This is a genomic window from Micromonospora tarensis, assembly GCF_016803395.1.
In the GTDB taxonomy this organism is placed as follows: domain Bacteria; phylum Actinomycetota; class Actinomycetes; order Mycobacteriales; family Micromonosporaceae; genus Micromonospora; species Micromonospora tarensis.
In genome coordinates, this window is record NZ_JAEVHL010000212.1 from 1 (window position 1) to 11,461 (window position 11,461).

Sequence of the window (11,461 nt, forward strand, 5' to 3'; positions counted from 1 at the left end):
GGCCCCGACCCCACCGGCGCGCCTTGGCGCGGGGATCGCGCCGCTCGTCCGGGCCCTCGTCCGGGCGGTCCCCACCACGCGATCTCACTGTTGACCCTCGGTGGGGTGGCCCTGGGTGGGCGGTTCGGCTCGGCCGGAGCCCCGTCCGGGCCCAGCTCGGTGCGTTGCTGCTTGGCCGAGCGCAGGTCGTCGATCCAGCCGAACTCCTCGCCGGCGACCGGCTCCTCCGGCTCGGCCTCGGCCGCCCGGCCCCGACCCCACCGGCGCGCCTTGGCGCGGGGATCGCGCCGCTCGTCCGGGCCCTCGTCCGGGCGGTCCCCACCACGCGATCTCACTGTTGACCCTCTCCTGCGGCGTCAGTGCCGCTGTCCTGCGTCGTGCCGGAGCCGCCCGTACCCGCCGTCGGACGGCCCGCCTCGCCGGTAGGCGCCGACGACGTCTGCGTCGTTACGGGCGGCTCGGTTGTCGGCTGCTCCGGGCGGGCGGTCGGGGCCGGCAGACCACGCACGATCCGGCGCAGCACCGGCAGCCGGGCGGCGACCGCCCGTTCCGCGCCGTGCGGGCTGGGCTGGTAGTAGTCGGTGCCCACCAGGTCGTCCGGGACGTACTGCTGGGTGACCACCCCGCGCTGGTCGTCGTGCGGGTAGCGGTAGCCGGTCCCGTGGCCCAGCCCCCGGGCACCGGCGTAGTGCGCGTCGCGCAGCCCGCGCGGGACCGCGCCGCCGCGACCGGCCCGGACGTCGGCGATCGCGGCGCCGATGGCGGTGGTGGCCGAGTTCGACTTGGGCGCGGTGGCCAGGTGGATCACCGCCTGGGCCAGGTTGAGCTGGGCTTCGGGCAGCCCGACGTACTCGACGGCGTGCGCGGCGGCGGTCGCGACGCTCAGCGCCGCGGGGTCGGCCATGCCCACGTCCTCGCTGGCGAAGATGACCAGCCGACGGGCGATGAACCGGGCGTCCTCGCCGGCGACCAGCATGCGGGCCAACCAGTGCACCGCGGCGTCCACGTCCGAGCCACGCATGCTCTTGATGAGGGCGCTGACCACGTCGTAGTGGGCGTCGCCGTCGCGGTCGTAGCGCACCGCGGCCACGTCGACCGCCTGTTCGGCGGTGGCGAGGTCGATCCGCCGGCTGTCGAGCGCCGTGGCGGAGGCCGCCGCCGCCTCCAGTGCGGTCAGTGCCTTGCGGACGTCACCGGCGGCCAGCCGGACCAGGTGGTCCTCGGCCTCGGTGGTCAGGGTGAGCGCGCCGTCCAGGCCACGCTTGTCGTCGACCGCCCGGCGCAGCAGGCCGCGCACCGCCTCGTCGTCGAGGGGTTGCAGGGTGAGCAGCACGCACCGCGACAGCAGCGGTGAGATGACCGAGAAGTACGGGTTCTCGGTGGTCGCCGCCAGCAGCGTGACGGTACGGTCCTCGACGGCGGCGAGCAGCGAGTCCTGTTGGGTCTTGCTGAACCGGTGCACCTCGTCGATGAAGAGCACCGTCTGCGGGCCGCCCGAGCGGCGCTGGCGGCGGGCCGTCTCGATCACCGCCCGCACGTCCTTGACGCCGGCGGAGAGCGCCGACATGGCCACGAAGCGACGGTCGGTCGCCCCGGCCACCAGGTGCGCGATGGTGGTCTTGCCGCTGCCCGGCGGCCCCCAGAGGATCACCGACATCGGCGCGCCGCCGGAGACCAGTTGGCGCAGCGGGGCGCCCGGCGCGAGCAGGTGCTCCTGCCCGACCAGCTCGTCGAGGGTCACCGGGCGCATCCGGACGGGCAGGGGCGAATCGTCGGCCACCGCGGTGAAGCCGTCGACACCGGCGGGACCGTCGGGCGCGCTGCGCGACCCGGTGGGTTCACCGAGGGAGAAGAGGGCGTCGGACTCCATCACGAAGACAGTACCGGGCCGGGCCCACGACGCCGGAATCGCGCTGCGGGCCCGCCGCCGGTGATCGCTTCCGGTCAGCCGCGACCGGGGCGCCGACCCCGGTACCAGCGGCCGCCGCCACCGCCGCGCGGGCCGTTGCCCACGCCGGCCAGGTAGAGCGAGAGGAGCAGCAGCCCGATGAGCACGAGCGTGTTCCAGTTGAACAGGTCCGGTGCTCCGAAGTTTGTGTCGAGCAGGTCGAGCAAGAGGGCGAAGCCAAAGACGATGGCCGCGAGAATGGCGAGCATGTCGGTCCTCCGGTGGGGGTTCCCAGTAGGTCGGCGCGTGATGTACCCAATCGGTCGACTCGCCAATCTCCATGGTGGATCTGGGCCCGCCTGGGCCGACCCGACGTCGGTGTTCCGCCCTCGGCTCCTAGGCTGACTCCCATGATCATCAAGGACCAGCTGCTTCCGGACCGGGCCGCCATCCTGGGCGCGGTCGGCCACCACCCGTTCGCCCGACACGCACTCGGGCGGGCCACGCCGGCGCTCGGCTACCAGCGCGACGGCGCCGTGCTGTGGTTGACGTCGGCCGAGCACGGGCCGGCCGGCTGCGCGATCGGATCGGCCGGGCCGGTGCTCGACCTCTGCGTCGCGCTCGTGGACAGCGCGACGGTGCGCCCGGGGCAGCGGCTGCACCTGCCGCGGCACGACCGCGGCACACTGGCCGGCCGGCTGGCGGTGGACGAGCACAGCGACTGGAACTTCCACTGGACCGACGCGCCACCACCGACGCTGCCGAACGAGCGGCCGGTCACCCGCCTCACCGACGCCGACCTGCCGGCCCTCGAGGCGCTGGTCGACGAGGCGTTCCCCGGCACCACCTCCCGGCCCGGCGACCCAAGGGTGGTCGACTGGTACGGCATCCGGGACGGCGGCCGGCTGGTGGCCTGCGGCGCGGACCGCAGCCAGGGCGACATCGGCTTCGTCGCCGGCCTGACGGTGGCCCCCGACCAACGAGGTCGGGGGCTCGGCGCGTCCCTGACCGCCGGGATGACCAGGGCGTTGCTGGCGCGCCACGACACCGTGGGGCTCGGCGTCTACACGCACAACGTCGGTGCCGCGCGGCTCTACCGTCGGCTCGGCTTCACCAACATCCTCCCGCTCAGCTCGATCCGACTCGCCTGAGCACCCCGCACGCCCCGCTCACTTGTCGACCGGCACCGGTGCCACCGCCGGCTCGACCGGAGCAGCGGGTCGACGGCCGGCCTGCCAGGCGGGCAGGTAGAGCGGAGCGGCGACGGCCAACACCACCGCGCCGACCACCATCGCGGTGCCGACGCTGGTGGCGGCGGCGAGCGCGGTCAGCACCACCCCGCCGAGCGCACCGGCCGGCTGCGCCATCATCGAGTTCAGCGAGAGCACGCTGGTCCGGTACGGCCCGTCGACCTGCCGGTGCAGCAGCCCGCTGTGCAGCGGGTTGGACGCGCCGTGCACGGCGTAGCAGGCCAGGTAGGCCACCAGCACGCCGACCGGCCCGGCCAACAGCCCCATCCCGACCACTGTCACGCCCTGCAGGATGCGCAGCAGGGCCGCGCCGGGAGCGGCGCCGAACCAGCGCAGCAGCAACGGGGTCAGTGCCGCGCCGGCGGCCGAGGCGATCCAGGCGGCGGAGTTGGCCGGTCCGAGCAGCGCGGCGGCGCGTTCCGGGTCGCCGACCACCTCGGCGAGCCGTACCGGCAGCAGGGACTCGAAGGTGACCATGCCGAAGCCCCAGAACAGCTCCACCGCGACCAGGGCCAGCAGCACCCGCGAGCGGCGCAGCAGCCCGACCGCCTGGCCGATCATCCCGGGCGCCTGCGCCACCGAGGCCCGCACCGCCGCGAAGCCGGTGGCCGGCCGCTGCTCGACCAGCAGGACGACCAACGCGACCAGGGCGACCGCCTGCGCGAGGATGGCGACCAGCACCGGCATCGTGAGCGCGCTGACCGGCCCGACCGGGCCGAGCGCGACCAGACCGCCGCTGAGCAGGGCGCCAGCGCCGATGGCGCCGCCGATGACGGTGCCGGCGTAGCCGAGGCCGCGTTCGTACTCGGCGTCCGGGTCGGCGGCCAGGGTGGCGTCGACGTACCAGGACTCCAGCGGGCCGCTGTCCAACGCCCGGTAGATCCCCTGCAACGCCCAGACCACGAAGAACAGCGCGAACGAGTCGGCCACCGCGAACAGCGCCAGCGAGGCGAGGTTGAGCACTCCGGCGGCGAGCAGCACGGGCCGGCGACCGAGGGCGTCGGCGAGCCCGCCGGTGGGCAGCTCCAGCGCCAGCACCAGCAGACCCTGGGCGGTGCCGACCAGGCCGATCTGCGGCAGCGACAGGCCGCGCTCCTGCATCAGCAGGATCATCACCGGGATCATCAGACCCGTCGGCAGCCACCGCAGGCCGTAGAGCGTGAGGTAGCGGCGCCGGACCTGGCGTACGGTCAGCGCGCCCGGCGCGCTCATCGCAGGCCCTCGCGCAACGGGTACGCGGCCATGAAGACCTGTACCGGCCTGGCCTCCGGGTCGACCACGTCGGCGGAGTCGGCCTCGCGGTGGTAGCGCTCCAGCAGTTGCCACATCTCGGTCTTGAGCTCCGCCAGCCGGGCCGGCGGGATGGTCATGAAGATGTCGCTCATGCCGAAGCCGTCCCGCCACGCCGGGGACCACTCGTGCTGGGTGGCGAGCCAGCGTTCGGCGGTCTCGACGAGGAGACGCACCTGGTCGCCCTGGATCCACTCGATCGCGGCCCGGGCATCGGGGTCGTCGTCGAAGTCGGTCGGTTCCCAGTTGGTGACGTCGTGCGCCGCCTGCCACCAGCGCTGCCGCCCGCCGCCCCGGTCGGGGTCCTCGACGACCAGCCCGACCTCGGCGAGTTGGCGCAGGTGGTAGCTGGTCGCGCCGGTGTTGGTGCCGAGCAGCTCGGCCAGCGTGGTGGCGGTGGCCGGACCCTTCACCCGCAGCGCCCCGACCAATCGCATCCGCAGCGGGTGCGCCAGCACCCGGACCTGCCGCTTGTCGATCCGGACCTCGCGCGGCGCCGGCCGCGGGGTCGCCTCATCGTTCGCCATGGTCGCACACTATCTCTGCACACTTCCTATGCACAATACCTGTGCATAGGAAGTGTGCAGGAATCGCTCAGGCGAGCGTCCACCGAGTCAGCGAGCCAGGAGTTCGCGCACCCCCCGCAGCCGGGTCCGCAGCAGACCGGCGGCGCGGGCGCAGTCCAGGCGCACGTCGAGCGGACGGGACAGGCCCAGGGCGGCCCCGGTGGTGGTCTTCAGCCCGGCCGCGTCCACGCCGAACCGCTCGGCGACCAGCAGCCCCAGCTCCGCCCGACTCACCGCGTCGGCCCCGGCGACGTTGAGCAGACCGGCGTACGACGAGCCGACCAGCTCCAGGATGGCGTCGGCGAGATCGCTCACGTCGATCGGGCAGCGCAGCTCGTCGCTGAACAGGACCGCCCGGCCGGCGAGCGCGTCCCGGCAGAGCTGGATCTGTTTGCTGCCCTCGCCCAGGATCAGCGAGGTACGCACCACTGCCGCGCCGGGGTCGATCGCCCGCACGGCGGTCTCGGCCGCGGCCTTCGCGGCCCCGTACGCATGCACCGGCGTGGGCGGCTCGTCGTCGGCGTACGGCGTGGGACGGCCGGCGTGCAGGGCGTCACTGGACACGTGCACCAGCCGGGCGCCCACCTCGGCGGCGGCGAGCGCCACGTTCGCGGCCCCGTCGGCGGTGACCGCCCAGTCGTCGTACCGGTAGGGGGTGCCCACCACGGCGTCCGGCCGCACCTCGGCGACCAGCGTGCGCACGGCGGCCCGATCGGTCACGTCCAGCCGGCGCGCGCGCACGCCCGGCTGCACGATCCCGCGCGAGTGGTAGGTGCCCACCACCGACAACCCGGCGCGCACCGCCCGCCGGCAGACCGCGAGCCCCAACAGCCCGCTACCCCCCACCACAAGCACCCGCATCTGGTCCACTCCCCCGTTGATCAAGAGGTTCGCGTCATCTGGTGGGCCGATGATGACGCGAACCTCTTGATCAACCAAGCAGGGGTCAGACCGGGTCGGCCACCGGGGCGGCGGGGCCGGCCGTTCCGGTGTGCGCGGTGGCGGCGGGCTTGGGCTTGGCGTCGATGCCGGCCTCGGTGCGCTGCTGCGCGGTGATCGGGGTGGGGGCGCTGGTCAGCGGGTCGAAGCCACCCCGGGTCTTCGGGAAGGCGATGACCTCACGGATCGAGTCCGCGCCGGCGAGCAGCATGCAGACCCGGTCCCAGCCGAAGGCGATGCGCCGTGCGGCGGGGCACCGTACTTGAACGCCTCCAGCAGGAAGCCGAACTTGTCCTGCGCCTCCTCGGGGGTGATGCCGAGCAGGTCGAAGACCCGCTTCTGCACGTCACCCCGGTGGATACGGATCGAGCCGCCGCCGATCTCGTTGCCGTTGCAGACGATGTCGTAGGCGTACGCCAGGGCCCGGTCCGGCGCCTCCTCGAACCGGTCGACCCACTCGGCGTTCGGCGAGGTGAACGGGTGGTGCACGGCGGTCCAGCCGCCCTCGTCCGTCTTCTCGAACATCGGCGCGTCGACCACCCAGCAGAACGCCCACGCGCTCTCGTCGATCAGGCCGGCCCGCTTGGCGATCTCGACCCGGGCAGCGCCCAGCAGCTCCTGCGCCTCCCGGGTGGTCGCGCTCGCGGCGAAGAAGACCGCGTCGCCCGGCTTGGCGCCGACCGCGTCGGCGAGCCCACCCAGGTGCTCGGCGGAGAGGTTCTTGGCCACCGGCCCGCGCGCCTCGCCGGTCTCGGCGTCCAGCACCACGTACGCCAGGCCCCGCGCCCCGCGCGCCTTGGCCCAGTCCTGCCAGCCGTCCAGCTCCTTGCGGCTCTGCGCCGCGCCGCCCGGCATCACCACCGCGCCGACGTAGCCGCCCGCGTCGATCGCACCGGCGAAGACCCGGAACTCGGTGCCGCGCAGGTACTCGGTCAGCTCGGTCAGCTCCACGCCGTAGCGCAGGTCCGGCTTGTCCGAGCCGTACCGGGCCATCGCGTCGTGCCAGGTGATCCGCGGGATCGGTCGGGTGATCTCGTGCCCGGCCAGGTCCTGCCAGAGCGCCGAGACGATCGCCTCGCCGAGGTCGATCACGTCGTCCTCGGTGACGAAGGACATCTCGATGTCGAGCTGGGTGAACTCCGGCTGCCGGTCGGCCCGGAAGTCCTCGTCGCGGTAGCAGCGGGCGATCTGGTAGTACCGCTCCATGCCGCCAACCATCAGCAGCTGCTTGAACAGCTGCGGCGACTGCGGCAACGCGTACCAGCTGCCGGGCTGGAGTCGCACCGGCACCAGGAAGTCGCGGGCGCCCTCCGGGGTCGAACGGGTCAGGGTCGGCGTCTCGATCTCCAGGAAATCCCGCTCGTGCAGCACGCCCCGGGCGAGCTGGCTGGCGCGCGAGCGCAGCCGCAGCGCCTTCGCCGGGCCGCTGCGACGCAGGTCCAGGTAGCGGTACCGGAGCCGGATGTCGTCACCGGCCTCGACCTGGTCGTCCACCGGCAGCGGCAGCGGCGCGGCCTCGGAGAGCACCTCCAGCTCGACGGCGGTCACCTCGACCTCGCCGGTGGGCAGCTCCGGGTTCTCGTTGCCGGCCGGCCGGCGGGTCACCTCGCCGACGACCTTCACGCAGAACTCGTTGCGCAGCGCGTGCGCATCCTCCTCGCGGAACACCACCTGGACAACACCGGAGCCGTCGCGTAGGTCGACGAAGATGACCCCGCCGTGGTCGCGTCGGCGGGCCACCCAGCCGGCGAGCGTCACCGTCGAGCCGGCGTCCGCGGCGCGCAGGCTTCCGGCATTGTGGGTACGGATCACGGCTGGCAACTCCTCATCGTGGAACAGTCCTCACCGGCATTCTGTCAGGGGTGGCCGCCCCGCCTCCGGGCACCCGGCAGGCCGACCCGATTCGCCGGTGGGGTGGACCGGCGAAGCCGGCTCGGCCGCCGGCCGCGCCGGTTAACGTGGCGAAATGCGCGCCGTACCGAACTGGGCCGTCGCCACGGCGGCGGCCGCGCCCGTGCTGCTGGTGACCGGCTGGACGGTGGCGGAGGCCCGGCAGCCCGTCGGGTACGACCCGGTCCGGGACACCATCAGCGAGTTGGCCGGGCGGGACGCCGCCGACGCGTGGATCATGATCACCTGTCTGGTGCTGCTGGGCTGCTGCTATCTGGCCGTCGCCGCCGTGTTGCACGCGGCCGGGTTGCCCAGTCGGTTCCTGCTGGCGACCGGTGGGGTGGCCACCATCGCGCTCGTCGCCTTTCCCCGACCCATGGTCGGTGGCTCGCTCAGCCACGGCGTCGCGGCGACGGTGGCCGTCCTGGCGTTGGTGCTCTGGCCGGCCGGCTCGGCACTGCGGCTGCCGCGCGGCCAGCACGGCGGCCGCCCGGCCCACCCGGAGCCGCCCTGGGCGTTCCGCCGAGCGGTGGGGCTGAGCGCCGCGGCGGTGCTGCTCGTGCTCTTCGGTTGGTGCGCGTTCGAGGTGACCAGTGGGTCCCGCACCGGGCTGGCCGAGCGGGTGACGGCGGTGGCGGTCTCCCTCTGGCCGCTGTTGGCGGTCCTCTCCGCCCGGCGGGCGCACCTCGCCGAGGTCGCCGGCGGAACCGTACGGATCGGCCCGGATCTGGCGGCAGGTGGCGTCGTACCCCCGGATCCGCTGGGACCGAATCGCGGGCCCACCCCTCGACGACCCGATCGACTGCCTGAGTCGTCGCGCCGGCCCGGGGAGTTCCGCCGGCCACCCCGCAGCGCCCGGCGGGCGGCTCGACGACACACGCCGTCGCCGCCGGCGTGGCGTTCGTGGCACTGGCCCTCTGGCCGGCGCTGGCCGTCCGCCGTCAACCGGTGCCGGCCCTCGGCCGGGAGCAGCGCCGCCCGCCGGGCGGGTGCGCTGTCCGCGGTTCGGCACGCGGGGCGGCGGTCACGGCGGCGGTCCTGCTCGGACTGGTGGGCTGGTTCGGCGTCGAGTTCTTCACCGACGGATCGTGGATCGGGCTGACCGAGCGACTGGCGGCGGCCGCCGAGGCGGGCGTACCGCTGGCCGCGGTGCTCACCGCGCTGGCCGGTGAGCGACGGTCGGGACCGTCCGGGCTCCGCTGACCACCAACGCCGCGGCGAGCCGGTTCCGGTCGCGCGGATCGTGACGGCCGGCGACGCGAACGGGCCGCCGGAGGATCCCGGCGGCCCGCGTGCGGTGGGTCGATCAGAAGACGCTGACGCCGTAGCGGCTCAGGGCCTCGGTGACCGGCTGGAAGTAGGTGGTGCCACCGGTGCGGCAGTTGCCGCTACCACCGGAGGTCATACCCAGGGCGGTGCTGCCGGCGAAGAGCGAGCCGCCGCTGTCGCCCGGCTCGGCGCAGACGTTGGTGCGGATCAGACCGGAGACCGAGCCCTCGGCGTAGTTCACCGTGGCGTTGGTCGCGCTCACCGAACCGCCGCGCAGGCCGGTGGTGCTGCCGGAGCGCTGCACCGACTGACCGACGGAGGCGTTACCGGCGCCGGTGATGTCCTGGTAGCTGCCGTTGTAGAGGTAGACGTTGCCGGCGGCGTTGGCGGAGTTGCTGTGCCGCACGATGCCGTAGTCGTTGCCCGGGAAGCTGGTGCCGGTACGGGTGCCGATCAGCGCGGTCTGGCCGGAGTTCGAGTACCAGCTCGCCGAGATGTTGGTGCAGTGCCCGGCGGTCACGAAGTAGTAGGTGCTGCCGCTGCGCACGTTGAAGCCGAGCGAGCAGCGCCCGCCACCGCCGGCGTAGATGGCCTGGCCACCGGAGATCCGGGTGCTCAGCACACCGGCCTCGGCCTCGACCCGGACCGCGCCGTTGGCCCGCGCGGCGGCGGCCTTGACCCGCTCCAGCTTCGCACCGGTGACGGTGCTGTCGACGGAGACGACGACCTGGTTGGTGACCGGGTCGCTCCACCAGGCGGTGCCCGGGATCTTGGCGGAACGCTCCAGGTCGGCGGTGGCCCGGTTGAGCTCGGCGGCACCGCGGGTGACGTAGCGGACGGTGGCGCCGGCCTTGCTCGCCTTGCTGGCGGCGGCCGCGTCGGTCACCGTGACGACGGACCTGCCGCTGGCGTCGATGTACGAGCCGGCGGAGCGGTCGCCGAGTTCAGCGGAGATCGCCGCGGCGGTGTCGGGCGAGGCGGCGGGAGCGGCCTGAGCGGGCGCGCCGATCAGCGTGCCGACGACCAGGGTTCCGGACACGGCGACGGTAGCCGCGACGCGGAATGAGGACCTCGTGGGTCGCATGTAACAAACCTCCTGGGCGGGGGAGCGGGTCTGGCCGGGGGCGGCTGACCCGAGGGCAACCCGGCCGATCTGGGGAAACCGGCCGAGTGAACTGAAGTATTCACATACTTAAGATCATTGACAAGGCTTGGAATCGCCCAGATTCGCCGATCTTGAGCGGCCCCGACGCCGCAACACCACCAACCCACTGGCGGACAGCTACCGTCACACTTTATGTTTACAATCGTCGATGTGTTGACGCCGACCGACGGCGCGCCGACCCGACGACGGCATCAGGAGACACGACGGCGGGCACCGGGACCCGGACCGGGCACCACGTCGCGCATCCGAGTCACGTCATGCCCGTCGGCGCAGCGCAGTTCGGCGCGCACCTCGGCACCACAGTCACGGTGGGTGACACTGACCGGCGAGCCCTCGGCGTCGGCGAGGTACCGGTCGCCCCAACCGAGCACGGCGACCAGCACCGGCCACAGGTCCAGGCCCTTCTCGGTCAGCCGGTACTCGTGGCGCACCCGACTACCCGGCTCCCGGTACGGTTCGCGACTCAGCACACCCTGCTCCACCAGCGCGGCGAGCCGGTTGGTCAGCACCTGACGGGGAATGCCGGTGCGCACCCGCATGTCGTCGAAGCGTCGTACGCCGGTGACACCTCGCGGAGCACCACCAGGGTCCACCGCTCGCCGAGGACCTCCATCGCGCGGGCGATGGTGCAGTTCTGCACCGACCAGTCCAGAGCCGCGGGTCTCATCCGACCAGGCTAGGTCTCGTTGACAGACTCAGCAAGCGGCTGCCAGGCTGCGTCCATGACGCAGACGCAGGAACCGGCGCGCAGCCGCACCTTCAGCTGGGCGGACCCGGCGGCCAACGCGGCCCAGGTCGGTCGCCGCAGCGGCCTCGACGTGCTCCGGGCGATGATCGCCGGCGACCTTGCCGCACCGCCGGTGATGCACCTCATCGACATGACCCGGATGGAGGCCGACGAGGGCCGGGTCGTCGTCGAGCTGACTCCGCAGGAGTTCCACTACAACCCGCTCGGCAGCGTCCACGGTGGCGTGCTCTCGACCCTGCTGGACACCGCGGCGGCGTGCGCCGTGCACACCACCCTGCCCGCCGGCGTCGGCTACACCTCGCTGGACCTCAACGTGAAGTTCCTCCGCCCGGTGACCGTCGACAGCGGCACCCTGCGCTGCGAGGGCACGTGCTGCAACGGGGCCGGCGCACGGCCCTGGCCGAAGCCCGCATCACCGACGCCACCGCCCGCCTGATAGCCCACGCCACCAGCACC

At 73.4% G+C, this 11,461-nt stretch carries 10 protein-coding genes and 3 pseudogenes; 4 read left to right on the plus strand and 9 right to left on the minus strand.

What is annotated here, in order from left to right:
- The 3 genes from JM949_RS28065 to JM949_RS28075 all read right to left on the minus strand — a co-directional run.
- A partial coding sequence (locus tag JM949_RS28065) for a hypothetical protein (RefSeq protein ID WP_203151210.1) occupies positions 1 to 335 on the minus strand: 335 nt, incomplete at its 3' end.
- On the minus strand, positions 332 to 1,870 hold the full coding sequence (locus tag JM949_RS28070) for a replication-associated recombination protein A (protein WP_203151211.1): 1,539 nt from the start codon (positions 1,868 to 1,870) through the stop codon (positions 332 to 334). The genes JM949_RS28070 and JM949_RS28065, both read right to left, overlap by 4 nt.
- Before the next feature lie 74 nt (positions 1,871 to 1,944).
- A complete protein-coding gene (locus JM949_RS28075; protein ID WP_203151212.1) occupies positions 1,945 to 2,157 on the minus strand; it encodes a hypothetical protein in 213 nt (70 codons plus the stop codon).
- A gap of 141 nt (positions 2,158 to 2,298) precedes the next feature.
- Here JM949_RS28075 and JM949_RS28080 point away from each other — a divergent pair, with 141 nt between their 5' ends.
- A complete protein-coding gene (locus JM949_RS28080; RefSeq protein WP_203151213.1) occupies positions 2,299 to 3,039 on the plus strand; it encodes a GNAT family N-acetyltransferase in 741 nt (246 codons plus the stop codon).
- A gap of 18 nt (positions 3,040 to 3,057) precedes the next feature.
- Here the strand turns inward: JM949_RS28080 and JM949_RS28085 are convergent, their stop codons facing one another.
- The 4 genes and pseudogenes from JM949_RS28085 to aspS all read right to left on the minus strand — a co-directional run bounded on the left by JM949_RS28085 (position 3,058) and on the right by aspS (position 7,745).
- Positions 3,058 to 4,350, minus strand: coding sequence for an MFS transporter (locus tag JM949_RS28085; RefSeq protein WP_203151214.1), 1,293 nt, complete (start codon positions 4,348 to 4,350; stop codon positions 3,058 to 3,060).
- Positions 4,347 to 4,955, minus strand: coding sequence for a winged helix-turn-helix domain-containing protein (locus JM949_RS28090; protein ID WP_203151215.1), 609 nt, complete (start codon positions 4,953 to 4,955; stop codon positions 4,347 to 4,349). Before JM949_RS28090 ends, JM949_RS28085 begins: the two co-directional genes overlap by 4 nt.
- Before the next feature lie 87 nt (positions 4,956 to 5,042).
- Positions 5,043 to 5,855: an SDR family oxidoreductase gene (locus JM949_RS28095; RefSeq protein ID WP_203151216.1), complete on the minus strand. Its 813-nt coding sequence runs from the start codon at positions 5,853 to 5,855 to the stop codon at positions 5,043 to 5,045.
- 85 nt (positions 5,856 to 5,940) lie between these two features.
- Positions 5,941 to 7,745 (minus strand): annotated as a pseudogene (gene aspS, locus JM949_RS28100) (aspartate--tRNA ligase).
- Positions 7,746 to 7,899: 154 nt separating this feature from the next.
- Here aspS and JM949_RS39965 point away from each other — a divergent pair.
- Positions 7,900 to 8,925: a DUF998 domain-containing protein gene (locus tag JM949_RS39965; protein WP_407664838.1), complete on the plus strand. Its 1,026-nt coding sequence runs from the start codon at positions 7,900 to 7,902 to the stop codon at positions 8,923 to 8,925.
- Positions 8,874 to 9,026, plus strand: a complete 153-nt coding sequence (locus JM949_RS39970; RefSeq protein WP_407664839.1) for a hypothetical protein — start codon at positions 8,874 to 8,876, stop codon at positions 9,024 to 9,026. Before JM949_RS39965 ends, JM949_RS39970 begins: the two co-directional genes overlap by 52 nt.
- Before the next feature lie 103 nt (positions 9,027 to 9,129).
- Here the strand turns inward: JM949_RS39970 and JM949_RS28115 are convergent, their stop codons facing one another.
- Positions 9,130 to 10,176, minus strand: a complete 1,047-nt coding sequence (locus JM949_RS28115; protein ID WP_203151217.1) for a S1 family peptidase — start codon at positions 10,174 to 10,176, stop codon at positions 9,130 to 9,132.
- 272 nt (positions 10,177 to 10,448) lie between these two features.
- Positions 10,449 to 10,924: pseudogene (locus tag JM949_RS28120) on the minus strand (winged helix-turn-helix transcriptional regulator).
- Positions 10,925 to 10,979: 55 nt separating this feature from the next.
- Here JM949_RS28120 and JM949_RS28125 point away from each other — a divergent pair.
- Positions 10,980 to 11,461: pseudogene (locus JM949_RS28125) on the plus strand (PaaI family thioesterase); the annotation flags it as partial.

What these genes read in the sequence shown, in the direction of transcription:
- JM949_RS28070 (WP_203151211.1), bottom strand. Translation starts at nt 1,870, where the DNA reads ATGGAGTCCGACGCCCTCTTCTCCCTCGGTGAACCCACCGGGTCGCGC.
- JM949_RS28075 (WP_203151212.1), bottom strand. Translation starts at nt 2,157, where the DNA reads ATGCTCGCCATTCTCGCGGCCATCGTCTTTGGCTTCGCCCTCTTGCTC.
- JM949_RS28080 (WP_203151213.1), top strand. Translation starts at nt 2,299, where the DNA reads ATGATCATCAAGGACCAGCTGCTTCCGGACCGGGCCGCCATCCTGGGC.
- JM949_RS28085 (WP_203151214.1), bottom strand. Translation starts at nt 4,350, where the DNA reads ATGAGCGCGCCGGGCGCGCTGACCGTACGCCAGGTCCGGCGCCGCTAC.
- JM949_RS28090 (WP_203151215.1), bottom strand. Translation starts at nt 4,955, where the DNA reads ATGGCGAACGATGAGGCGACCCCGCGGCCGGCGCCGCGCGAGGTCCGG.
- JM949_RS28095 (WP_203151216.1), bottom strand. Translation starts at nt 5,855, where the DNA reads ATGCGGGTGCTTGTGGTGGGGGGTAGCGGGCTGTTGGGGCTCGCGGTC.
- JM949_RS39965 (WP_407664838.1), top strand. Translation starts at nt 7,900, where the DNA reads ATGCGCGCCGTACCGAACTGGGCCGTCGCCACGGCGGCGGCCGCGCCC.
- JM949_RS28115 (WP_203151217.1), bottom strand. Translation starts at nt 10,176, where the DNA reads ATGCGACCCACGAGGTCCTCATTCCGCGTCGCGGCTACCGTCGCCGTG.